This window comes from Ideonella sp. (assembly GCF_044358605.1).
Taxonomy (GTDB): Bacteria; Pseudomonadota; Gammaproteobacteria; order Burkholderiales; family Burkholderiaceae_C; genus Ideonella.
The window spans coordinates 1-25,366 of record NZ_JBIKNQ010000020.1; the positions used below are offsets into that span (position 1 = coordinate 1).

Annotated in this window: 12 protein-coding genes; 9 read left to right on the forward strand and 3 right to left on the reverse strand. The window is 66.1% G+C overall.

Features of this window, described 5'->3' with window-relative positions; genetic code table 11:
- Positions 1-299: 299 nt before the first annotated feature.
- The 5 genes from ACIQ3Q_RS09080 to ACIQ3Q_RS09100 are packed head-to-tail and all read left to right on the forward strand — an operon-like array spanning position 300 to position 17,253.
- Positions 300-7,763: an SDR family NAD(P)-dependent oxidoreductase gene (locus ACIQ3Q_RS09080; protein ID WP_396268756.1), complete on the forward strand. Its 7,464-nt coding sequence runs from the start codon at positions 300-302 to the stop codon at positions 7,761-7,763.
- Positions 7,764-7,769: 6 nt separating this feature from the next.
- On the forward strand, positions 7,770-9,143 hold the full coding sequence (locus ACIQ3Q_RS09085; RefSeq protein WP_396268757.1) for an MATE family efflux transporter: 1,374 nt from the start codon (positions 7,770-7,772) through the stop codon (positions 9,141-9,143).
- Position 9,144: 1 nt separating this feature from the next.
- Positions 9,145-16,212, forward strand: a complete 7,068-nt coding sequence (locus tag ACIQ3Q_RS09090; RefSeq protein ID WP_396268758.1) for an amino acid adenylation domain-containing protein — start codon at positions 9,145-9,147, stop codon at positions 16,210-16,212.
- A complete protein-coding gene (locus tag ACIQ3Q_RS09095) occupies positions 16,205-16,405 on the forward strand; it encodes an MbtH family NRPS accessory protein (RefSeq protein ID WP_396268759.1) in 201 nt (66 codons plus the stop codon). The genes ACIQ3Q_RS09090 and ACIQ3Q_RS09095 overlap by 8 nt, the downstream gene beginning before the upstream one ends.
- Positions 16,402-17,253, forward strand: coding sequence for a fatty acid desaturase (locus ACIQ3Q_RS09100; RefSeq protein ID WP_396268760.1), 852 nt, complete (start codon positions 16,402-16,404; stop codon positions 17,251-17,253). The genes ACIQ3Q_RS09095 and ACIQ3Q_RS09100 overlap by 4 nt, the downstream gene beginning before the upstream one ends.
- Positions 17,254-17,278: 25 nt before the next feature.
- Here the strand turns inward: ACIQ3Q_RS09100 and ACIQ3Q_RS09105 are convergent, their stop codons facing one another.
- From ACIQ3Q_RS09105 to ACIQ3Q_RS09115, 3 genes are read right to left on the reverse strand one after another with little or no spacing between them, the layout of a single operon-like run.
- Entirely contained in the window at positions 17,279-17,947 is a 669-nt protein-coding gene (locus ACIQ3Q_RS09105; protein WP_396268761.1) for a 4'-phosphopantetheinyl transferase, read from the reverse strand.
- Positions 17,929-21,009 (reverse strand): efflux RND transporter permease subunit, encoded by a 3,081-nt coding sequence (locus ACIQ3Q_RS09110; RefSeq protein WP_396268762.1) that lies wholly within the window; start codon positions 21,007-21,009, stop codon positions 17,929-17,931. Before ACIQ3Q_RS09110 ends, ACIQ3Q_RS09105 begins: the two co-directional genes overlap by 19 nt.
- 55 nt (positions 21,010-21,064) lie before the next feature.
- On the reverse strand, positions 21,065-22,228 hold the full coding sequence (locus tag ACIQ3Q_RS09115) for an efflux RND transporter periplasmic adaptor subunit (protein WP_396268763.1): 1,164 nt from the start codon (positions 22,226-22,228) through the stop codon (positions 21,065-21,067).
- 240 nt (positions 22,229-22,468) lie between these two features.
- On the opposite strand from ACIQ3Q_RS09115, the gene ACIQ3Q_RS09120 reads away from it, so the two are divergent.
- The 4 genes from ACIQ3Q_RS09120 to dapA are packed head-to-tail and all read left to right on the forward strand — an operon-like array spanning position 22,469 to position 25,365.
- Entirely contained in the window at positions 22,469-23,692 is a 1,224-nt protein-coding gene (locus ACIQ3Q_RS09120; protein WP_396268764.1) for an MFS transporter, read from the forward strand.
- Complete coding sequence (locus ACIQ3Q_RS09125) at positions 23,689-23,850, forward strand: hypothetical protein (RefSeq protein ID WP_396268765.1); 162 nt, start codon at positions 23,689-23,691, stop codon at positions 23,848-23,850. Before ACIQ3Q_RS09120 ends, ACIQ3Q_RS09125 begins: the two co-directional genes overlap by 4 nt.
- Complete coding sequence (locus ACIQ3Q_RS09130; RefSeq protein ID WP_396268766.1) at positions 23,847-24,458, forward strand: class I SAM-dependent methyltransferase; 612 nt, start codon at positions 23,847-23,849, stop codon at positions 24,456-24,458. The genes ACIQ3Q_RS09125 and ACIQ3Q_RS09130 overlap by 4 nt, the downstream gene beginning before the upstream one ends.
- Before the next feature lie 25 nt (positions 24,459-24,483).
- Complete coding sequence (dapA, locus tag ACIQ3Q_RS09135) at positions 24,484-25,365, forward strand: 4-hydroxy-tetrahydrodipicolinate synthase (protein ID WP_396268767.1); 882 nt, start codon at positions 24,484-24,486, stop codon at positions 25,363-25,365.
- Position 25,366 lies beyond the last annotated feature (1 nt).

Here is a 25,366-nt window from a genome sequence, read left to right on the forward strand (position 1 = left end):
TGGCTCATGCGATCTGGCTATGATGAACTCTCTGGGATCGAAGCCAGCAACTCGCTCAGGACAGCTCTGGCCTGAAGTAGCGGCCAGCTTCGAATCGGCCAATGATCACATGAGACGTGACACCTACTTGCATGTCCACAAGGCCCATCGTTCAGCCATTGATTACTCCACGTTCTTAGCCCTGCTGGCTTGTGCTCTGTAGTGCGCTTCAACACGATAGAAGCGCCGAATCAGATCCCTAGATTGATCTGTGCTGGATTTTTCAATTCGGCATGAATCGGCTTTTTCTGAAAATAATTATGCCCCACCACCACCCCCTACATTCAACTCCCATCGCCATTATTGGCATGGCCGGCAGATATCCCGGCGGGGCAAACTCTACGCAGGAACTTTGGTGCAATTTAGTCTCAGGGAAAGACGGTATCTCTAAAGCAAAGGGGGACCGCTGGGATGCAGGTTTTCACAATGCCAATCCAGAGGCCAATAACCGCTTCTACGCGTTTGAAGCGGGCTTCTTGGACCAGATCGACCAGTTCGATGCCGAGTTTTTTGGCATCTCCCCGCGCGAAGCGCGGCAAGTGGACCCACAACAACGCTTGCTGCTGGAGTTGGCTTGGGAAGCCTTGGAAGATGCTCACGTGCCGCCACGGCAATTGAGCGGCACCCGCACGGGCGTGTTCATTGGCCTGTCCAACCACGACTATGCCGAGCTGACCGGCCCGCAAAGCCCCGATGCCTACACCAACACAGGCATGTCCATGGCGATTGCGTCCAACCGCATCTCCTATGTGCTGGACCTCAAGGGCCCCAGCATGACCGTGGACACGGCTTGCTCGTCCGGCATGGTGGGCGTACACATGGCCTGCCAAAGCCTGGCCCAGGGTGAAAGCGATGTCGCGCTGGCTGGCGCCTGCAATATGTTGATCGGCGCCCTGCCCTGGCTGGGCTTTGCCCAAGCGTCCATGCTCTCACCAGAGTCGCGTTGCAAGAGTTTTGATGCCTCGGGCGCAGGCTATGTGCGGGCCGAAGGCGGCGGCATGTTGGTGCTCAAGACCTTGGCGGCGGCCGAGCGCGATGGCGATCAGATTTTGGGCGTCATCTTGGCCACCGGTGTGAACAGCGATGGGAAAACCATGGGCCTGTCCATGCCCAGCACCGAGGCCCAAGCTGCCTTGCTGAACGAGGTCTACGCCAAGGCCAACATCACCCCCGACGACCTCTTTTATGTGGAAGCGCATGGCACCGGCACCGCTGTAGGCGACCCGATTGAGTGCAAGGCCATTGGCGAAGTGTTGGGCCAGGCTCGGCTGCGGCCTGAGCCGCTCTACATCGGCTCCATCAAGTCCAACATCGGCCACCTGGAACCTGCCGCTGGCATTGCGGGGCTGACCAAGGTACTGCTGGCCCTGCGCCACCGCACGGTGCCGGCCAATCTCCACTTCAAGACACCCAACCCGAAGATCGACTTCGAGGGCTGGAAGCTCAAGGTTGTGGCCGAGCACCTTGAACTGCCTACGTCCGACAAGCCCTTGATCTTCGGCATCAACTCCTTTGGCTTTGGCGGCACCAATGCGCACGCCGTCGTCCAAGAGTACCGGCCCACAGGGTCCGCAGCTCCGGCGGCTGCGCTGACCGGACAGCCTGCAGAAATGGCCCAGGTGCTGATGCTCTCAGCCCAAACCGCCGAGGCTTTGCAGCAGCAAACCCAGGCTTGGGCCGCACGCTTGCAAGACGCACCCGAGGCCGAGTTCCCCACCCTGAGGGCGGCAGCCGCCCACCACCGCCAAGCCTTGCCCCAACGCTTGGCGCTTCAAGCCAGCTCAGCCGCGCAGGCACGAGCTGGGCTACAGGCTTTTTTGAGCCAGCAGCGTGGTGGTTGGGAGCAAGGCCGCGCCAGCGCCTCAGGCCAGGCCAAAGTGGCCTGGGTGTTCTCGGGCAATGGGCCGCAGTGGCAAGGCATGGGGGGCCAGTTGCTGCAAAGCTCGCCCCTGTTTGCGCAGACCGTGCGCGAGGTGGATGCGCTGTTTGCGCCCCAGGCAGGATGGTCCATCGAGGCGGCTCTGAAAGCCCCCGAGGCAGAGAGCCGCATGCACCTCACCGAGGTGGCGCAACCCACCTTGTTTGCGCTGCAAGTTGGTGTGATGGCCGTCTTGCGCAATGCGGGCCAAAGCGCGCAACTGGTGTTTGGCCACAGCGTGGGCGAGGTGGCCGCCGCCTACGCCAGCGGCGCACTCAGCCTGGCCCAAGCCACCCAGGTCATTCACCAACGCAGCTTGGCCCAATCCAAGACCGCCGGCCTGGGCAAGATGGCGGCGATTGCCCTTTCGGCTGACGAGGCCCAGGCGGTGATGGCCGAAGTGCTGGCTGGCCAGCCCGGCTTTTTGGAGCTGGCTGCGGTAAACGCGCCCAAGGCCGTCACTGTGGCGGGCGACCCCGCCCTGCTGGAGCGCCTGTGCGAACGGGTGACGAGCATGGGCAAGTTTGCACGTCTGCTCACGCTGAACTACGCCTTCCACACCAGCGCCATGGACGGCATCCGTGAGGACTTGGCCCACGCCTTGGCCGACCTGCAGCCCAGCGCTGCCCACACGCCTTTCCTCTCCAGCGTCGAAGGTAAAGCCCTGGACGGCGCGCAACTGAGCGCCGACTACTGGTGGCGCAATGTGCGCGAACCCGTCGCATTTGCCCAAGTGGTGGCCCAGGCCCTGAATCAAGGCATCACCCACTTCATTGAGATCGGCCCGCATCCGGTGCTGAAGGACTATGTCGCGCAATGCGCCAAGGCCCGCTCGGTCAGCGTCAGCGCCATTGGCACGCTGCGTCGGCCGGGCTCTGCGGCGCCAGAGGACGACTTGGCCTCGCTGTGGTCGGTGGTCTTGCAATCCCACACCCAAGGCTTGATGAGCCTGCGTGAACTGCTGCCTGCCCCCCAGCAGCACCTCGACTTGCCCAGCTACCCCTGGCAGCGCAGCAGCCATTGGCGCGGCTGGAACCACCTGCCCGATGTGGTGGCCCCGTTCCTGCGCGAACACCCCTTGCTGGGCTGGCGCGCCGGCTCCCTGCACCACCACTGGGAAAGCGTGATCGACCCCGATCACCAGGCCTGGCTCAAAGACCACCAGGTGCAAGACGCTGCCGTCTTCCCAGCCGCCGGCTATATCGAAATGGCTTTGGGCGCGGCCCAGCGCTTGCTCGGCGCCGACGCCACCTACGACATCGAAGACCTGCAGGTGCAAAAGCCCTTGGTGCTGCAAGACGTGCAGACCGTGCTGACCAATCTGGAGCCTATGGACGGCTGCTTTGACATCAGCAGCCACCCGGCGCATCCCAGCATCTACCACCCCTCACCCACCACCTTGCATGTGCGTGGCCGCCTGACCCGCGCCGCCGCCCCGACCCCGACGGCCGTGGACATGGCCGAGCTGCAAGCGCAGCATACTGAGGTCATCGACGCTGAGGCGCACTATGCTGAATCCCGCCGTCGCGGCCTGAATTACGGCCCCAACTTTCAGGCCGTCCGACAAGTGGGCTTGTCAGCACCTGAGGCCGCCCCGTCTTTGCTGGCCGAGATCGTGGCCCCGACGTCGATCGCCCAGGCTTTGCATGATCAAGCCCAGCCCCAAGCGCAGTTAGGCGACAACGCCGAACTCGCCAATGCCTTGGCGACCCGCCTAGCCTGGCGCGCCCATCCGGTGCTCTTGGATGCCTGCTTGCAGAGCGTCATCACCTTGATGAGCCGCTTGGTGCCCGAGCCCCTGGCCTTCATCCCGGTGCAGGTGGACCACATCCGCAGCCATGCGCCGTTGCCTGAGCGCTTCTTCTGCCATGTCTCGCTGCGCAGCAATTTGCAGCGCTCCGGCATGGCCGACCTGACTCTGCTGGATGACAGCGGCCGTGTGCTGCTGGAGATGCAAGGAGCCCGCTTCCAGAAAGTGGAGTTTCACCACCCCACCCGCGTCATGCCGCGCTTGATCGAACATTGGCGTCCCGCCGGCTTGCCTGCGGTGGCCTTGCCGCTGAACTTGCCGCCGCTGTCCGATTGGCTGCCCGCAGCCCCTGCCGCCACCCATACCGAGGAACAAGCACAGCAGGCCTTGGCCCGCCTCAGCGCCCTGCACGCCCGTGCCGCCTTGAACAGCCTGAACCAAGGCCCGTGGCATGCGCTGGAACCCGAGCGCTTGCAACGCCGCCTGCGCCTGCCCGATGCCGCCCTGACGCTGTTGGAGCAAGCCTTGAGCGCTGCGCGTTCCCTGCCTGAAGGCGAAGCGGCGGACAGCGAAGCCGCCTTGGATGCGCAATGGCGCCAGGCGTGGCGCCAGCATGGAGCGAGCCACCGAGAGTGGATCTGGCTGACGCAATGGCTGAGCAGCTTTGGTGAGCGCTTGACCAGTGAGTCACCTGTGCTCTCGCACGACGGGCTGCTGGATGCAGCCCCCTGGATTGGGCCAGTGCAGCAGCAGAGCTGCGCCACCCTGCAAGCCCTGTGCGCGCACTGGCCGCAAGGCCGCCCTCTGCGCGTGTTGGAACTGGCCGGGCACCAAGGCACCATGAGCGCTCGCAGCCTGGAGGCGCTGCGCGGTCCGGACCTGGACTACCAGTTCACCGACGCCGACAAAGCCGCGGTGGATGGCGTGGCACAGCGCCTGAGCGAGCGCCGCCAACTTCGCACCCCCGTGCTGGACCTGCGCCATGACGGCCTGCCCAGCCAGTCGCTGGACCTGATCCTCTGCCACCAAGCGGTAGGCTCCCCGCTGGCCGACCCGCAGTGCCTACAGCGTGCCCATGAGGCCTTGGTGCCCGGCGGCTTGTTGGTCTGGGTCGCAGCCCTGCCTCAGGCCTGGCTGCATCTGCTGGGCGAAGCCGGGGCTGACCTTGACGTATGGCAAGCCCGCGCTCAAGAGGCCGGCTTCGCACAGGTCAAGGCTTTGGCGCCCGCCGACAAGGCGCAAGGCCTGGTGCTGATGGTGGCCCAACGCGCGCCGCAACAGGCCGCCTCCGCAGCACTGCCCAGTGCCCCCAGCACCGCGACCACCCAGCGCTGGTTGCTGTTGGCCGATGTGGCAGAGCGCCCGCTGGCCAACGCCTTGGCCCATGCGCTGCACGCGCAAAACCAGCAAGCCAGCATCCATATAGCCAGCGAAGCCCTCACCCCGGAGATCCTGGGCACTGGTGAGCTGCAGGTGGTTCACCTGGCAGGCCTGACGGCTGCCGCCCCCGAGGCCGACGCGCAATTGCAGCAAGCGCATCGCCGCTGCGCCGTGTTGCTGGCGCTCAGCCATGCGCTGGAAGCCCAGGCCGAGACCCTGAGCGCCAAGCTGCATGTAGTGACCCACCGCGCCTTCACCGCCCCCGGCGGCCAAGGCCCGCTGGACCCATCGCAGATTGCGGTGTGGGGCATGGCCCGTGTCTTGGCCAACGAGCATTCACGCTACGCGCCCAAGCTCGTCGACTTGCATGTGGCTCCCGCCGATCAAGCCTTATCGCTGGCTCAAGAACTGCTGCAAGACGACAAAGAAAGTGAAATTCTGCTGAGCCCGCATGGCCGCTATGTGAACCGCATGGAGCCCGCGGCTGCTACCGACTACCAAGCCCTGCCGGTGAGTCAGGTCGCAGGCTTCCGCCTGGTGGCCCCCACGCATGGCGGTGGCTTAGATGCCTTGCAACTTCAAGCCATGAATCTGGCGGCGCCAGCAGCCGACCACGTGCAGATTGCGGTGCGTGCCGCCGGCCTCAACTACCGCGACGTGCTGTGGGCCATGGGCATCCTGCCAGAAGAGGCGGTAGAGCATGGCTTTGCCGGAGCCACCGTGGGCATGGAGTGCGCGGGTGTGGTCACCGCCGTCGGCGCCGGGGTTCATGACCTTCAAGTCGGCGACCGCGTGATGGCCTTTGCCACTGACTGCTTTGCCTCGCATGTCAACACCGCTCGCAAAGCGGTGGTGCGCCTGCCCAGCGCGATGAGCTTTGAAGAAGCGGCCACCGTGCCCACCACCTTCATCACCGCCCACTATGCGCTGAACCACCTGGCGCACTTGGATGCGGGAGAGTCCATATTGATCCACGGTGCAGCCGGTGGCGTGGGCTTGGCCGCCGTGCAGATGGCTTTGAACGCCGGCGCCGAAGTGTTTGCCACCGCAGGCAGCGAAGACAAGCGTCGTCTGCTCAAGCGCCTGGGCGTGCATCACGTGCTGGATTCCCGCTCACTCGCCTTCGCCGAAGACGTAAATCGCCTCACGGGCGGCGCCGGTGTGGATGTGGTGCTCAACTCCTTGGCCGGTGAGGCCATCACCAAGAACCTGCAACTGCTCAAGCCCTTTGGCCGCATGTTGGAGATTGGCAAGCGCGACCTCTATGCCAACAACCGCATTGGCCTGCGCCCCTTCCGCAACAACCTCAGCTACTTCGGCATCGATGCCGACACGCTGTTGATCGAACGCCCCGCCTTGGCTGTGCGTCTGTTCAAGGAACTGATGGCGGCCTTCGAGGACGGCTCCTTGCACGCCCTGCCCCACCAGTGCATGCCCTTGACGCAGGCGGTGAGCGCCTTCCGCCGCATGCAGCAATCGCGCCATGTGGGCAAGATTGTGTTGACCATCCCCAGCGTGGCCGAGGTCAGTCCGCACTTGTTCCAGCCCACACTGCGCTTGCGCGCTGATGCCACTTACTTGGTGAGTGGCGGCTTGGGCGGCTTTGGCCTGGCCACTGCCCGCTGGATGGTGGCGCAAGGTGCCCGGCACATGGTGCTGCTCAGCCGTCGCGGTGCCAGCACCGAAGAGGCCCAGCAAGGCATTGCCGCCATGCAAGCCATGGGCGCCACGGTCAAGGCCCTGGCCGTGGACGTGACGGATGCGCAAGCCCTGGCCCCCGTGCTGGAGGCGATTCGCCAGGACGGCCCCCCACTGCGTGGCGCCTTGCACGCGGCCATGGTCTTGGACGATGCGCCGATCAGCAAGCTGACCGAGGACCGCATCCTGCAGGTCATGCGGCCCAAGATATTGGGCGCTTGGCATCTGCACACCTTGACCCAGCACGACCCGCTGGATCACTTTGTCATGTACTCCTCGGGTACCACGGCCATGGGCAACCCTGGCCAGGGTAACTATGTGGCCGCCAACCTCTACCTGGAGTCATTGGCACTGCTGCGCCGCAGCCAGGGCTTGCCCGCACTGTCGGTGGGCTGGGGTGGCATCTTGGATGTCGGTGTGCTGACTCGCTCTGGCGACTTGCATTCGCAACTGCAAGCCCGTGCCGGCATCAGCTCGGTCACCTCGGAAGCCGCGCTCATCGAGCTGGGCCAACTCATGGCCTTGGGGGTGGACCGTGCCTGCGTCGCGCCCTTCAATGTGCAGCGCATGGCGCAGCTCATGCCGCTGGCTCGCACGCCACGCTTCTTGCCGCTGGCCCCTGAGGGCATGGCCGATGCGCTGGGCCAGCAAGGCCTAACCTTGGCCGACCGCTTAGCAGAGCTCGCCCCAGAGACCCACAAGGGCGCGGTGGTGGACATGCTGTGCCAACACCTGGGCCGCATCCTCGGTACGGGCGCGGCGCAGATCGACCCCACCAAGGCCTTGTCCGACATGGGCTTGGACTCTTTGATGGCCGTGGAGCTGGCCGACGGCCTGGAGCGTGAGATGGGCCGTCCAGTCTCGGTGATGCAAATGCTGCAGGCGGGCAATGCGCAGGCCATTGCCGACCTGCTGCTGGGCATGTTGGCCCAAGGGCGCAGCCCGGCGGCCGACGCCAGCGTGGCGGCCAAGCCTTGATGCGCCATGTCCATGCGTAACAGCGCTGTGCGGTCTCAGGGCGGGGCACCTCTGTGGCCGTCCGTTCTCTGGCCTTTCCTGGCCCTGGCCGGGCCTATGGTGGTGTCGCGCCTGGGCCTCGCCGGCATGAGCCTGGCCGACGGTTGGATGATTGCCCGCCTGAGTGAAAACGGCAGCGGCCAACTGGCGGTGTGGTCGCTGGTGGACAGCACCCTGGGCCGAGCGCTGGACATTGCGGTGGCCTTTGTGATGCCGGGCTTGGCCTTGGTCGCGCAATCGCGGGCGCAAGGTCTGCCCAACATCGCAGCAGCCGTTTGGCGGCGGGCCCTGCGTCTGTCCTTGTGGTCGGGTTTGATCGCTATGGCGGTGATGCCGGCCATGCCCTGGCTTTTGTCCCTGAGCCCAGGCGCTGGCGCCGTCTCTGCCCAAGCCGACAGCATCGCCACAGCCTTGGCCTGGGGCTTTGTGCCGGCCTTGTTGGCCCTGGCCAGCGCCGGCTATCTGGAGGCCATGGGTCGCCCCCTCATCCCCGTGGTGATGGTGCTGCTGGCCAACCTCGTGAACATCGGGCTGAACAGCCTGCTCATCAGCGGCACGCTGTGGCCCGGAGTGGCAGGTGCCGAGGGCTGTGCCTGGGCTACCACGGCCGTGCGCTGGATGATGGCCTTGGTGCTGACCGCGCTGGCCTGGCGCATGGCCCGGCGCGACGGCGCGGGCGAGCATGGCCTGACCCGTCGCGTCCAAGTATCGCGAGGCCTGTCCTCAGCCGCCCAGAGCACGCTGACGCAAATGCTTAGTCTGATCACGCCCTTGATCCTCGCTGGGCTGAGCCTGACGCACTGGTCGCATTGGGCGGCGCTGTGGCTGCTCGTGCTGCCCTTGGGCATCTTGTCGTGGGGCCTCGCCGACGCCTACAGCCTGCGGCTGGCGGCTGCTGCCGGCCTGGATGACGCAGCCGCTGTGCGGCGCTCCGCCTGGGTGTTGGGTGGCGTGTGCAGTGCCGCCTTGGCCCTGGCCTGCCTGCCCTGGTCGCTGTGGCCCCAAACCCTGGCGCTGCTGCTGCCTGCGGACCATGCACTCTCGGCCGACACCATAGCCCTGTGGGTGGCGCTGACGAGCGCGGGCATGGTGCTGGATGGCCTGTCGTCGGTGTTGGCCTCTGGTCTGCGCTCATTGCAGGTACTGTGGTCCACCTTGGCGGTTCAGCTGCTGTGCTCGGCCGCCCAGGTCCTGGGCCTGTGGGTCTGGAGCCAATCGGCTCAGCCGGAACTGCACCAGGCCTTGCTGGTCGTGGTCTGCACCGCAGGTCTCAAGTTGTTCGGCATGGCGGTGTTGCTGCAGCAGCGCACCGCGCCCTCTGCCTCTATCCCTAGGCCCTGACATGAACGCGCCCTCCTTGCAGGCCTTGCCGGCCCTCCCTGAAGCCCACCGCCGCCACTGGGCCCTGCACCCCGCGCAGCGCGCTGTGTGGTTGGACTTGCAACTGGCGGCCAAGCCCTTGGCTTATCAGCTCACAGGCTCGTGCTGGATCGACGGCCCGCTCAGCGAAACCGTGCTGCAACAAAGCCTGACCTTGCTGGCCGCCCGGCACGACGCCCTGCGCCTGCGGGTCGAGGCCCAACGCCCTGTGCAATGGCTGCACGATGAACCCATCGCGCCTTTGAACTTGCACACTGCGCAAAGTAACGATCAGGCGGTGAGCCAGCGCGCGGCGCTGCTGGCCCAGGTACTGCCCTTGGGTGAGGCGCCCTTGTTCGCCTTTGACCTGATTCGGGTCTCGGTCAGCCGCGCGATGCTCCTATGGCGCTTTCATCACCTGATCGCTGACGGCATGTCCCTGGACTTGGTCTTGCAGCGTTGGCTGCAAACCTGCCAAGTCTTGAGCGAGGACACGCCACAAGAGCTGCCCGCCGGCAGTTGCTACACCGAGCACCTGCCCTCCGCTGAGTCCGACAGCAGCAGCGATGACCCGGCCCTGCGTCCCCACCTGCAGTACTGGCGCGAGCGGCTGGCCCAGCGCAGCAGCACACCGCTCTTCAGCCCCCCCAGCACCCCAGGCGCCAGCGCCCAGCATCAGGTGTGGACTTTGGACGGGGCGGATTACCAGCGCTTTGTGCAGGCCTGCCAAGCGCAGAAGCTGAGTACCCAGCAAGCCCTGCAAGGCCTCTACACCGTGGCCTTGGCCAGCCGCTACGACCAGTGGGATGTGACCGTGGGCTTGGCCCTGCATGGCCGCGAGTTCGCGCACAACCAGGTCATCGGCATGTTCTCCAAGGCACTGCCGGTGCGGGTGCAGCTCGACCCTCTGAGCACGCTTAAGCGCAGCGTGACCCGGGTGGCCGAACAGATGAGTGCCGACTTCCGGCACCAGGCCGTGCCCACCGATGTGATTGCGCGGGCCGTGGCGCAAGGCCACGAGCCCAAGCCGCTGTATGAGGCCGCGCTCACGCTGCGGCAAGTTCCGGCCAGCCCCACGGCCGTGCGCATCGGCCACCTCAGCATCCAAACCCTGGCCACCCCGCATGTGGAGATCGGCGCCTTGGGCTGGCACGTGATGGAGCACCTGGGCAGCCATCTGAGCTTTGCCCTGTGCCACCGGCCAGACCTGCTGGATGCGGCTGAGCCCGCGGCCTTGGCAGCCCAGTTGCGCAGCCTGATGCAGGCCTTTGCGAGCCCTGGCAACACCTGGCTGTTTGAGCAAGCCGCCGTGACCGCCGCAGAGCACGCGGCCCTGCTGCAGCCCCTGCCCCTGCCCCAAGCACACAGGCTGGAGGATTTGATCGCGCAACGCTGCCTGACCCAGCCCGAGGCTGTGGCCTTGATCGAGGGCGAGCAGCGCTGGCGCTATGCCGACCTGCAGCGGCTCAGCAGCCAGCGCGCCCAGTGCCTGCGCACATGGCTGGATCAACAGCCCCACACCGGCCCGGAACCCGTGGTGGCGCTATGCCAAGCCCGCAGTGCCGACACCGTGATCTGGATGCTGGCGATCTTGCAAGCGCAGGCGGTGATCTTGCCCATAGACCCCCACCTGCCAGCGGCCCGGCAACACTTCATGGTCAAGGATGCAGGGGCGGTGCTGAGCATTGGCCTTGGCCCCTGCCCGGCTGACTGGCCCGGGCCCTGGTGGCCCAGTGATGCAGCGCCCGAGGTGCCGCCGAGCGGCCCCTCCCTGCGCACGGGCACAGGCCAGCCGCAGCACCTGGCCTACCTCATCTACACCTCGGGCTCCACCGGCCAGCCCAAGCCGGTGGCTGTGCCGCATGCCGCCGTGTGCAACTTGGTGCAGGCCCGTGCCCACTATTACGCGGTCGGCCCTGGGGATCGGGTCTTGGCCACCAATGCCGTGGGCTTTGATGTCTCGATCAGCCAGTTGCTGATGCCCTTGGCGCAAGGGGCGTGCATCGTCATGGCGCCGCCCCTGCGCGGACTGGCGCCCGAGCAGTTCTGGCGCTTGGTCAGCGAACAAGAGATCAGCCACCTGAATGCCACACCCAGCGTGATGGAGGCCATGCTGGACCATCCGGCACTCAGCACCCCGCGCAGCCTGATCGTGGGCGGCGAGGCGCTGACGCGCTCCTTGGCGCGCCGCTTGATGCACGCCCTGCCACAGACCCGCATCCTGAATGTTTACGGCCCGACTGAGACCTGCATTGACGCCACCCAGTGGGCTTTGAACGACCACCCCCAGGCGCTGCAGGGCGCGGTCACACATCAAGCCATGCCCATAGGCCTCGGCTTGCTGAACTACCAAGTGATGGTGTTGGACAGCCAATGGCGCCTGGCCGCGCCCGGTGTGGTGGGTGAGATCTTCATCGGCGGTGCGGGTCTCGCCCGAGGCTATTTGGGCCAAGCCCGCCTGACGGCGGAGCGCTTTGTGCCCAACCCCTTTGGCCTGCCCGGCAGCCGCATGTACCGCACGGGCGACCGGGGCCTGTGGCGGGCCGATGGTGAGATCGAGTTTCTCGGCCGACGCGACGACCAAGTCAAGGTGCGCGGCTTTCGCATCCAAACCGGCGAGATTGCCGCCGCCCTCAGCGCCCTGCCCGGCGTCACCCATGCGGTGGTGCTGGCCCGGCCCTTGGTGAAAGACGGCGAACCGGCCTTGGTGGCCTACTGGCAAGGCGAAGGCTGGACGCCGGCCCGCCTGCGCGACGCCTTGGCCCAGCACCTGCCGGAGTACATGCTGCCCATGGCCTATGTGGCCGTGGCGGCCCTGCCCTTGACGGTGAACCAGAAGCTGGATTGGCGCGCTCTGCCCGAACCCGGGCTGGCGCACTTGGTGCAAGCCCAGGCCCACGAAGCGCCTGAAGGGGACCTTGAGCAAGAACTGGCGGCGCTGTGGCAAGTGCTGCTGGGCGTGCCCCACATCGGCCGCCACGACAGCTTTTTTGCGCTGGGTGGCCACTCCTTGGGCCTGGTGCGCCTGGCCGAGCAACTGCGCCAACGCGGCTGGGCCGTCGATATGGCGGCCTTGTTCGGCCGCCCCACGATCGCCGCCTTGGCCCAGCAGCTCACGCCCCTGGCCGCCGTGGCGCCCTCAGCCCCCTTGCTGCCGCTGGAGCAAGCGCCGTGGGCCGAGGTGGTGGCTGCTGCGCCCGGGGGGGCAGCGAATGTGGAAGCCCTGTTGCCGCTCACCGCCATGCAGCACGGCCTGCTGTTCCACCATGTGCTGCACCCTCAGGATGACGGTTATCAGGAGATCATCCACCTGCGCTTCGCCAGCCACCATGATGCGCTGACGATGGTGGAGGCCTTGCGCCATCTGCTGAATCGCCATCAAGCCTTGCGTGCCGCGCTGCGCTGGGAAGGCCTGCCACAGCCAGTGCAGATGGTGCTGCGCGAGGTGACGCTGCCCGTTCGGCACTGGGACCCTGCAGCGCCTGAGATTCCCCGCCTGGACCTGCGCCACGCCCCGCTAATGGCCGTGGCCCTGCAGGAGACCGAGGCCGACCAGGCGTGTGAACTGGTGCTGAGCTGCCACCACCTGATCATGGACCATGAGTCCATGGCGCTGCTGGTACGCGAGACAGTCGCCCACCACCAAGGCCTGCCGCTGCCTGAGCCCGGTCTGCTGTCAGACTGGATGGCGCGCCAACAGCCCCAGCGCTCGGGCAACGCCGCCGCCTACTTCGCCCAAGCCCTGCAGGGCGTGACACGCGGCACCGTGCCCTATGGTCTGACCAGCTTGGAGCGCGAGCCTGCGGGGCGCCGCTTGCGCCAAGGCTTAAGCGCCACCTTGAGCGCGGCCCTGCGCCAGCGGGCGCAAGAGCAGGGCGTCAGCCCAGCCGCGGTCTTTCACCTGGCGTGGCTGCGCTGCTTGGTGCATGTGTGCGGGCACAGCGATGTGGTCACCGGCACCGTGCTCTTGGGACGCTCGCATGCCACCGCCGCGCTCACCATGGGCATGTTCATCAACACCTTGCCGCTGCGCCTGGCCCTGGGCAATCTCACGCCTGCGGCCGCGCTGCACGCCGTGCATCAGGCTTTGGCTGGCCTGATGGCGCATGAACAAGCACCTTTGAGCCAGGCCCTGGCCGCAGCAGGCTTGCCACCCCAAGAGCCGCTGTTCACCAGCCTGCTGAACTACCGCCACAGCGACCACAAGGCTGTGAGCCTGGCCGAGCATTGGCCGGGCCTGGAGGTGCTGGCCATGAGCGAGAGCGCCACCTTTGTGATCGATGTGGCCGTGGATGATGAGGGCGAGGGCTTCACCCTGAGCCTGGAGGTCGACGGCCGGCTGGACCCTGCACCGCTGGCCGCGCTGCTGCAAGAAGCGCTGACCCTGCTGAGTCAACACCTGGGTGAAGCGCGGCCCCTGTTGAGCTGGCCCTTGCACAGTGCGCTGCTGCCCCAAGCGACGGCCAAGCTGCCCGAAGCCCCGGTGGCCCTGCATGGCGCAGCACTGTTCAAAGCCGCTGCCCAGCGCCACCCCGAGGCGCTGGCCTTGTGCGATGAGCGCCGCCAGATGCGCTACGGCGAAGTGGCGCATGAAGTGCATCGCCGCGCCCGCGCGCTGCGCCAAGCCCGCGCTGGGCTGGCCCCCACCCCAGAAGCTGTTGTGGGCCTGGCGCTGGAACGCAGCATCGAGGTGGTGCTGTGGCTGCTGGCCCTGCATGAGGCCGGCATGACCGCCCTTCCGCTGGATGTGAGCCACCCGCTGGAGCGGCTCAACGCCATGCTGCAAGACAGCCGAGCGCTGTGTATGATCTCTGACCAAGCCACGCGGGACTGGCGGGTGCCCGTCTGGCACGAGCTGCCGCCCAGCACGGCAGAGCCCACCGAGGCTCGCCATGTGCCGCAAGATGTGGCCTACATCATCTACACCTCGGGCTCCACCGGCCAGCCCAAAGGCGTGGCGGTGCCGCACACGGCGCTTGCACACCTGTCGGCCTCGCGCCACGTGAACGACCCGCTGCACCCTGGCGATGTGGTGCTGGCCACCAGCTCCATCGGCTTTGACATTGCCATGGGGCAATTGCTGCTGCCGCTTTACCGTGGGGCGACGGTGGTGGTCTCGCCGCCGCTACGAGAACTGGATGCCACGCAACTCAGTGCCCTGCTGAGCCGACACCGGGTGACCCATGTGGACGGCGTGCCCTCCTTCTACGAGGTCTTGCTGCAAGGCCCCGCGCCCAGCCATTTGGTGTCAGCCACCTTGGGCGGCGAGCGCATCACGCCGCAGTTGGTGCGGCGCTTGCGCGCGGCCTGGCCAAGAGTGCGCCTGCTCAATGTCTATGGCCCTACGGAGACCACCATCGATGGCACGGCCTGGGTGCTACCACCGCAGCAAGCGCTACCCCCAGAGGCCAGCCAAGTGCCCATCGGCCAAGCCATGCCTTTCTACAAAGCCTATGTGCTGGACGCGCACTGGCAACCGGTGCCCCCCGGAGCACCCGGCGAGCTGTGGCTGGGTGGGGCCTGCGTGGCGCGCGGCTATGTCCATCAGCCCGCCCTGACGGCCGAACGCTTTGTGCCCGACCCCTGGGGAGCACCGGGTTCACGCATGTACCGCACCGGCGACCGGGTGAGCCTGCAAAGCGACGGCCAACTGGTGTTCTTGGGCCGCCAAGACGCTCAGGTCAAGTTGCGGGGCCACCGCATAGAGTTGGCCGAGATCGAGCAGCGCCTTCTCAGCCACCCGGCCGTGCGCCGCGTGGTGCTGCGCGTCCAACACCTGGGCGCACAAGGCCAAGCCCATTTGGTGGCCTATCTGGAGGGTGAGGCCTGCGCGAGCGCGGAGTTGCGCCAGCATTGTCTGCAGACCCTGCCGGCCTATATGTGCCCCAGCGTTTGGGTCTGGTTGGATGCCCTGCCCTGCACGCCCAACGGCAAAGTGGACCTGGCCGCCTTGCCCACCCCCGACCTCAGCAGCCAGCGCGACCTGAGCCGTGCCCTCACCGCCCCACGTGACGCCACAGAAGCAACATTGCTGGCCCTGTGGCAGCAGGTGCTGGAGCAGGCCGACATCAGCATGGACGATGACTTCTTTGAGCTGGGCGGCAACTCTTTGGCCTTGCTGCGACTACACGCCAGCATGAGCGAACGCCTGGGCCAAGCGCTGCCGCTGCGCCTGCTGTTTGAACATGCCACCATCGCCAGCCAGGCCGAGGCACTGCGCACAGCAGCCGCCCACCCGCAGAGCGGTTCAGGCTTGTTGGCGCTGCGGCCCGCCATGCAGGGCAACACCCAGGCCCCGCTGTTCGCTGTCTACCCTTATGGCGGCACCTCCTTCTGCTATGCCGAGCTGGCTCGCCTGCTGCCCCAGGGCCGTGCCGTCTGGGGCTTGCAGGCCCAAGGGTTGGAGCCCGGCGAGGTGGCGCTGCGCAGCCTCTCCGAGATGGCCGCCTTGGCCCTGCGGCAGGTGCGCAGCGTGCAGGCTGAGGGCCCCTTGCACCTGCTGGGCTACTCCATGGGTGGCTTGATCGCGGTGGAGATGGCCGCCCAGGCCGAGGCTGCAGGAGAACGCGTGGCCTTGTTGGCCTTGCTGGACAGCCCCTTGCCCGGCCTGCCGAACGACCGACAAGGCGTGGGCGGCCACACCGAGGTGCTGGCCGATGTAGTGCAAGGCTTGCTGCCTCATCTGCCGCCAGCAGCACTGCCCACCACGCTGGACGAATTGCAGGCGCAACTGGCCGCCACTTTGCCCGCAGGGACGGCGCTGTCGCGCGACGACGTACAGCGCCTGCTTGACGTGGCCAGCGGCATGTTGGAGGCAGCGCGCCGCTCCCAAGCATTGCAGCCCCCTCGACAGGTGCAGACCTGGCTGCAGGTGTGTGCCGATGACGGCCAGCAGCCCCCGGTGGATTGGCAGCCCTGGCTGCAACAGCCCGTGCCCACCCTGACGCTCAAAACCCGCCACGACACCCTGATGACAGGCCCAGCGGCCCGCAGCTTGGCCGACTGGTTGGCTCCCTGGATCCAAGCCCAAGACGGTGAACCCCATGCATGACTCAGACGACGACCTGGCCCAAGGCTGGCAGTGGATCGCCACCTTTAACGACGAAGCTCAGTGGGCCATCTGGCCCGAGCACCTGCCCTTGCCTGCCGGCTGGCAGGCCCACGGCCCTGCCATGAGCAAAGAGGCCGCCTTGAAGGAGGTGGAAGCCCAATGGACCGATATGCGCCCCCTCTCCGTGCGATGAAACCCAGCCCGACCGAACTCTACCGGCTGCAAAACAAGCACCGCAGCAGCATGGCGGTGCTGCATGCGCTGTCACCGTGGCTGTGGATGGCCCTCTCGATGGCGCTGATTCAACGCCTGCCCTGGCTGCTGCCACCGCTCTGCCTTTTCATGGGCACGCGCCTGCGTCATGTCAGCAACCTGCTGCACTGGGCCTCGCATGGCGCGCTGTGTCGCAATCGGCGCACCAACCGCCACTTGGGCGAGTGGCTGGCCTGGAGCTTGTTCACCACCTTAGATGAGTACCGCCGCGACCACCTCAGCCACCACGCCCACCTGGGCCATTTGGCGCAAGACCGCGACTTCATCAAGCTGGCCGCCTTCGACATCACCGCAGTGCGCAGCCGCGCATCGCGCTTGGCGGACTTGCTGAACTGGCGCCTGCTCTGGGCCTATCGCCTGCCCTGGGGCTTTGGCAGCCGTCGCCAAGCCCAGGCCACCGTGCTGCATGGCCTGCTGCTGCTCACGCTGCTGGCCTTCAACTGGGCCTGGGCGGCGCTGGCGTGGGTGTTGACCTGGGGCGTGACGCGGGTCTGGGTCAGCTATCTCACCGACCTGCTGGACCATGCCGGCATCTATGGCGCGCCCACCCGGCCCGAGCGCAGCCGCAATTGCATCGTGGCCTCAGCTTGGCTGCGGGCCTTGCTGTTCCCGGCACAGGACTGCTACCACCAGGTCCACCATGAGTACCCCGCCTTAGGCCCCCAAGCCCAAGCTTTGGCGCACCAAGCCTGGCTGGAAACCGACCCCGCCTACCGCGCACGGCCGCACTCTCTCGGCCAGTGGTGGCACTTGCTGGACAAGGCCTGAGCCCGCTGGGCTGGCGCTGCGCCCATCAGGGGATCAGCGCCACCGCCAGCACATGGCGGTCGTTGAGCACCCAGCGCCCTTCAAAACAGTGGCCTAGCGGCCAAGGGTGGCTTCGCCCCCCCACCACCTTGGCGCTGAAGCGGCCAGGCTCGATGACGAGCACCACGTCATGAAAGTCCATCCAGGCTTGGCTCAGCGTCCATTGCGCTTTATAGACCGCTTCCTTGATGCAAAAACTCAAGGCCGCAGGCCACCGCGCCTGGGCGTCACACTCAAGCGGGTGCAGGATGCGCTCCACCACGCCCGGCGCATAAGGCTTCAGCTGCGCCAGGTCCAAACCCAACGCTTGCCAAGGCGGTGCTGGCAAGCCCGCAGCCAGAGCCCAGCCGTCGGTGTGGGTCAGGCTCAGGCAAACGCCGGGAGGCCACGCGGGCACTCGCTGTGGGCCTGGGGGCAAGTCGCAAGCTGCTTGGCCCAGCGCAGCCAACACGGCACGCGCCGCGTGGCGGCCTGCTGCAAACTCCACTTGCCGACGCGGATGCCAGCTGTGCGAGGCAGCGGCCTCAGCCGGCCACAGCGTGCTGAGCGGCGTGTCGGCCAGCGCCTGCACTCGGCAGGCGGCCGCAGCGGGCAATAGGCTTTGCAGCAGGGTCTGCAAGGCCTGGCCTTCGGGGTTCAGCGCCGTGCCAGCCATTGCGAGAGATCGTCCATCAAGGTGTAGAACACCGGCACCACCAAGAGGCTGAGCAAGGTGGAGCTCATCAGCCCACCGATGACCGCCACCGCCATGGATTGTCTGAAGGCCGCATCAGGCCCAAAGCCCAGCGCTATGGGTAGCATGCCGGCGGCCATGGCCAGCGTGGTCATCACAATCGGGCGGGCGCGCTTGGCACAGGCGTCCAGCAAGGCTTCGGTGCGCGGCATGCCTTGAGCTTGCGCGATCAAGGCATAGTCCACCAGCAAGATGGAGTTCTTGGTGGTGATGCCCATCAGCATGATCACGCCGATCAAACTGGGTAGGGCCAGCCAGCCGCCGGTGGCCAACAGCGACGCGAAGGCGCCGCCCAAGGACAGCGGCAAGGCCACGAGCAAGGTGATGGGCTGCAAGGGCCGCCCGAAGAGCATGACCAGCACCCCGTAAATGGCCAACAGGCCCATGGCCAGCGCCAAGCCAAAGCTGGCAAACAGCTCGGACATGACCTCCGCATCACCCAGGTTCACCCGGTTGACCTGAGCAGGCATCTGGCGCATGGCCGGCATCTCGTCGAGCTTTTGCGCCAGCTCGCCCATGGGCACCCGGCCCAACTCTACATCGATGTTGATGGTGCGGCGCCGATCCAAGCGGTCAATGCGCGCGGGCGCGGCCACCCATTCGAAGTCGCATACTTGGCCCAGGCTGACCGGCACGCCCTGGCGCCCCGGCACCGTCAAGGCGCGCAACGTGGCCTCGTCGGCCAGAGCGCCTTCGCCCAAGCGCACCATCACCGGGATCTGGCGTTGGTCCAGGTTCAGGTGGGCCAAAGACTGCGCATAGTCACCCGCAGTGGCCACCCGCAAGGCTTCAGCCAAGGCATAGGTGTCTACGCCCAGGTCGGCCAGGGCCGAAAAGTTAGGCTTGACCACCAGCTCTTTGCGGGTGATCTGGGTGGAGGAGCTTATGTTGCCCAAGCCCGGCACTGCGCGCAGGCCACGGATCACCTCTTGAGCAGCCTGCTCCAAGGCCTGGGGGTCGTCGCTCGTGAGCGACATCATGTAGCGCTGGCCCGAAGCCCCCGAACCCACCTTGGTGCGCACGCCGGGCAGTGCCCGAAGGCGCTCGCGCAGTTGGGCCTCAATGGCCTGGGCGCTCACCCCGCGGCGCTCTTCAGGTGGCACCAAGGTCAGGGTCATGGCCGCGCGACGCACTTCATAAATGCCGCCACCCCAGAAAGGGTCGCTGCCGGTGGCACCGGCGCCGATGGAGGTGTAGACCTTGGCCACATGGGGCTGCTCCCGCAGCAAGGCCTGCACGCGGTTGACTGCCGCATGGGTGTCTTCTAGACGACTGCCTGGGGGTAGCTCCAGCCGAATCTGGGTGAAACTGGTGTCGGCCGGCGGCATGAAGCCCGTGGGCAGGCTCAGGGCCAGCAGACCAGAGGCCACCAGGAACAGCAGGCTGGCCAGCACCGTGGTGCGCCGCCGCTGCAAACACCAGGCCGTGGCGTGCAGCAAGGTGCGCAGCCACGCTGCGTCCGCCCCCGGGTCCGCACCTTTGGGTGGGCGCAGAAAGTAAGCGGCCATCATGGGCGTGAGCAAGCGCGCCACCAGCAAGGAGGCCAGCACCGCCAAGGAAGCCGTCCAGCCGAACTGCCGGAAGAACAGCCCCGGCACCCCGCCCATGAAGGCGGTGGGCAAGAACACGGCCACTAAGGTCAGGGTGGTGGCAATCACAGCCAAGCCGATTTCTTGCGCGGCCTCCATCGCTGCGACATAGGGCGACTTGCCGGCCCGCAAGTGGCACATGATGTTCTCGACCTCAACGATGGCATCGTCCACCAACATGCCCACCACCAGGGACAGCGACAGCAAAGTGACGATATTGAGCGAGAAGCCCAGCGCATGGATGCCGATGAAGGTGGGCAAGATGGACAGGGGCAAAGCCACGGCACTGACCACCACGGCACGGCCGTCCCGCAGGAACAACCACACCACCACCACCGCCAAGAGCGCCCCCTCTAGCAAGGACGCCATGGCGCCTTGGTAGTTCTGGGCCACCGGGGTGACTTGGTCGAAGACCGACTCGAAATGCAGCCCCGGATGCTGAGCCTGCAACTGCGCCAAGGCCTTTTGCACACCCTCTCGGACTTCGAGCTCGCTGGCGCGGCGGGCGCGCGAGATCTCAAACGCTACCGAAGGTCGCCCATTGAGCAAGGCCATGCTGCTGCGCTCGGCATGGGTGTCGCGCACCGTGGCCACTTCGTCGAGCCGAATGTGCCGCCCACCCGACAGCACCACATTCATCTGCGCCAACTCCGCCGCCGAGCCAATGCCCGTCAAGGTGCGAGCCAACTGCTCCTGCCCGGCAGACAACAAGCGCCCGGCCGGGGCTTCGAGCTGCATGGCCTTGAGGCGCTGGTTGACCTCGATGGCAGTGACCCCCAGCGCAGCCAAGCGCAACGGGTCCAGCTCCACCTGCACTTGGCGGTTCAAGCCACCCACGCGAGAGACTTCACCCACACCGGGCACCGCAGCCAGCACGCGCTGCACATCTCTGTCCACCAGCCATGACAAGCTCAGCTCATCATGGACTGTACTGCTCACGCTATAGCTGAGGATGGGAATGCCGGTGATGTTGATCTTCCTGATCACAGGCTCCAAGATCTGTGGCGGCAGGTCGGCGCGGATCAAGCCCACGGCATCACGCACCTCCTGCATGGCGGTCTGGATGTCCTTCTCCAGCTTGAACTCCGCCGTGACGGCCACGCCGCCATCCAACACACTGGTGTAGAGGTGCTTCACCCCTGTCAGCGGGGCCAAGGCGTCTTCCAGTTTGCGGGCCACCTCGGTTTCCAGCAAGGGCGGGCTGGCCCCAGGCATGGCCACCCAGGTGGTCACCGTTGGCAGGTCCAAGTCCGGGTAGTTCTGAACCTTGAGTTGCTGAAAGGACCACAGGCCTGCCACGGTCAGGGCAATGAAGCACAGCAAGGTCGGCCACGGGTTGCGGATGGACCAGGTGGCAAAGCTAAAGGCGCCTTCGGGGGCTGAGGGCTCACGCACGGGGTTCACCGCCACACCTCGCCATCAGTGGGCTGGGCTGAAAGCTGCAATGGCATCAGGGCTCCAAGCTCAGGCCACGCAGCCCTGGGGGGCGCTGGGCTGCGACCTGCGGCGGCTGCGGGGGGCTGACGGATGCCACCACATGCACGCGGTCGCCTTGGCTGAGGTAGGGCCCGCCTTGCGCCACGATGCGGAGCTGCCCGTCCACGCCCTCGACCGCAGTCTCGCGCCCCTGCGTGCGCAACACCTGAACCCGGTGCTCACGCACCAAGCCTTCAGCATCGACGGCAAGGACCCAGGCCGCATCGCCGCGCAGCACGATGGCGGTAGAAGGCAGCCACCACGCTTGCTGAACGCCCAGGGCAATCCGCCCCTTCAAGAAGTTGCCGGGGCGAACGGCCTCTGAGGGCTGCAAGGCCACATAAACCACGATGCGCCGATTGCTCGGGTCCACCACCGGGCCAATGCGGCTGACCTGGCCGCGCAACTCGGCTTGGTTGTCGGCCATCAGCAGCACCTCGCTGCCCACTTGAAGGCGATGCACACTCTGCGCCGGCACTTCGGCTTGCCACTCCAGCTCCGCCTGGCGGGTCAGCCTGAAGATGTCTTGGCCCGGGGCGACGACGCTGCCTTGAATGCCTAGGCGGGCGGTGATCACACCATCCGTCGGGGCGGTGACCCGCGCCCGGCTCATGCGTTGCTGCAAGCCCGACATGCCCGCCTGCTGTTGACGCAAACGGGCCTGGGCCGCAGCTTCTGCTGCTTGCGCATTGAGCAAGGCCTGCTGGCTGACCATGCCTTGATCGGCCAGTTCTTTGGCGCGACTCAGCTGCTGCTGGGCAGTGCCCAGGGCAATGCGCGCTTCATCGGCAGCCGCTTGCAGTTGGGCCCACTCGCTGCGCAGCAGTGAATCGTCCAAGACAGCCAGCAACTGGCCCTGTTTCACCGACTGCCCAACCTCGGCATGAAAGCGGGCAATGCGCATGCCGCCTAGCTCCGTCGACACACTGACGGTTTCTCGGGGGGCCACATTACCGCTGGCTTCCAGCCACTCTGGCACTGCGCGATAAGCGGCCTGCACCACTTCCACGCTCAAGGCCACGGGGGCAGGTGCGGCCGCAGATTGGGGCTCAGGCCCGTGGCTGGGGCTGCACGCCGCGCAGCTCAACAACACCCCGCACAACAGTGCGCGAGGAAGGAATAAGTCGAGGTCATTCATGTGGCCCCATTGTCGGCGTCGCCCCCTTGTCGCACACGCCGCGACGAGGGTGTTTCGTGACAGATCACCCGCCTCTGACACATGACCTCAAATACCCCTTCATGCACTCACGGGCAGTAAAACTTGATGCCGAGATTTCATTCACCACAGGGAGATTCAATGGCATCAAAGAGAGGCTGAATTCGACCGACGTCACCAAGGCGCCAGCAAGCCCGCCACGCATGGGCTACAGTGCCCGCGATGCGCGCGACCCCTTCCCCCACCCCAGCCACGCTGTCGATGTTCCAAGTGCTGCTCTGCGGCGCGGCCATCGTCACGTTGTCCATGGGCATTCGCCACGGCTTTGGCTTGTGGCTGGCCCCCATCACCACCGAGCGAGGCTGGACGCGCGAGACCTTTGCATTTGCATTGGCGATTCAGAACCTGGCCTGGGGCGCAGCGGGGCCGGTGGCAGGCATGTTGGCGGACCGCTTTGGCGCCTTTAGGGTGTTGATCGTCGGCGCACTGATGTATGCCGGCGGCTTGGTGCTGATGGGCTTGGCGACCTCGGGCTTGGCCTTTACCGGGAGTGCCGGGGTGCTGCTGGGCATGGCGCAGTCCGGCACCACCTATGCCGTGGTCTACGGCGTGATTGGCCGCAATGTGGCGCCTGAAAAGCGCTCTTGGGCCATGGGTGTGGCCGCAGCAGCGGGCTCCTTCGGCCAGTTCTTGATGGTGCCGGTTGAAAGCTGGCTGATCGGCTATGCCGGCTGGCAGAACGCGCTGTTTGTGTTGGGCTGCGCCACGCTGTTCATCATCCCGCTGGCCTTTGGCTTGAAGGAGCCGGCCCTTGCGAGCGGCTCGGGCCAGCCCAAGCAAAGCGTAGGCGCGGCGCTCAAAGAGGCGCTGGGCAACCCCAGCTACCGTTGGCTGACGGCCGGCTACTTTGTCTGCGGCTTTCAGGTGGTGTTCATTGCCATTCACATGCCCAGCTACCTCAAAGACAAGGGGCTTGGCCCTGAGGTGGCCACGGCCGCCTTGATGCTGATTGGTCTGTTCAATGTGTTTGGCACTTACATCGCGGGCAGCCTGGGCCAGCGCATGCCCAAGAAGTACATCCTTTCCACCATCTACGCCTTGCGCTCCGTGGCCATCGTCATCTTTTTGTTCGCACCACTCACGGCCTGGAGTGTCTATGTGTTCGCCTCGGTGATGGGCTTTTTGTGGCTCTCCACCGTGCCGCCCACCAATGCCATCGTGGCGCAAATCTTTGGCGTGCAATACATGTCCATGCTGGGCGGCTTGGTGTTTTTCAGCCACCAGATCGGCTCGTTTGCCGGCGTTTGGTTAGGCGGCTTGCTCTATGACGCCACTGGCAGCTATGACATCGTCTGGTGGATCTCTGTCGCCTTGGGCGTATTTGCTGCCCTGGCCAACCTGCCGGTACGCGAGGCAGCCTTGCAGCGCGTGCCTGCCGCCGCATGAGCCTCACCATGCCCGGCAGCCCCACACCCCACCGCCGCCGCTGGCTAGCGCTGCTGGTGTGGGCGACCGTGGCCGCCGCCTTGCTGCTGGTGGCCCAGGCCTACCTCAGCCCCCATTTGGTGGTGGACTTGGCCAATCGCGTCTGGAGTTGCTTTTGAGCGGCGTCGTGCTGCAGCCCGTCGGTCATGGCGCGGGCGCTGCCCCGTCGCCTTGGGTGACGCGCTGGGCCCATTTGGCAGCACCGGGCTGCGAAGTGCTTGATCTGGCCTGTGGTGCTGGCCGCCATACCCGCTTCTTCGCTGCTTCAGGCCACTCCGTACTGGCGCTGGACCGTGACACCCTGGCGCTGGACAGCCTAGCGCGACTCCCCGAGTTGCAGGGCCGCGTGAAGTGTTTGGCGGCGGACATCGAGCAAGCGCCCTGGCCCTTGGCGGGCCAACAATTTGGGCTCGTGGTGGTCACCAATTACCTTTGGCGGCCGCTATTGCCAGCCATCGTGGCGGCCGTGGCACCGGGCGGCGTGCTGCTTTACGAAACTTTTGCAATCGGCCATGAGCGGGTCGGCAGGCCCTCTAGACCCGATTTTTTGCTGCAGCCGGGCGAGCTTTTGAGCGCCTGCGCCACCCTGCGCGTCATCGGCTACGAAGACGGCACCGTTGATCAGCCTTTGCGCGTGATCCAGCGCATCGCTGCGGTGCGCCAGCCCGAGCCTTCTTCTGGCACCTTGGGCTGGCCCTTGGCCAAAGAGGCCTCCGCTGCGGGCTAAAATCAGCGATCCCGAAGGAAACCCAATGAACCGGATTAAAGGCAGCATCCCGGCGCTCGTGACGCCCATGCACGAAGACGGCAGCGTGGACTACACCACCCTGAAGTCCCTGATCGACTGGCACATCGCCGAAGGCACCGACACCATTTGCGTGGTCGGCACCACGGGCGAATCCGCCACCGTCAGCGTGGAAGAGCACTGCGAGATCATCCGCGTGGCCGTGCAGCACGCCGCCGGCCGCTTGCCCATCATGGCCGGCGCCGGGGGCAACAGCACCGCCGAAGCCATCGAGCTGACCAAATTCGCCAAGCAGGTGGGCGCTGACGCCAGCTTGCAAGTCGTGCCCTACTACAACAAGCCTTCGCAAGAAGGCATGTACCGCCACTTCAAGGCCATTGCCGAGGCGGTGGACCTGCCGGTCATGCTCTACAACGTGCCCGGCCGCACGGTGGCCGATATGCAGCACGACACCGTGATGCGCTTGGCTCAGGTGCCCGGCATTTTTGGCATCAAAGAAGCCACCGGCAACATCGAGCGCGCGGCCTGGCTGATCAAGCATGCGCCCAAGGGCTTCAAGATCTTCTCGGGCGATGACAACACCGCCATCGCCCTGATGCTGCTGGGCGGCCACGGCAATATCAGCGTCACGGCCAACATCGCCCCGCGCCTGATGCATGAGCTGTGTGTGGCCGCCACGTCTGGCGAGTTGCAACGTGCCCGCGAGATCCACTTCAAGCTGCTGTCGCTGCACCGCGACCTCTTCTGCGAGGCCAGCCCCGCACCGGCCAAGTGGGCCCTGCACCGCTTGGGCCGCTGCCGCCCCACGGTACGTCTGCCGCTGGTTGAATTGACCGCTGCAGGACAAGCCACCGTTGAGGCTGCCCTCAAAGATTGTGGTCTGATCTGAC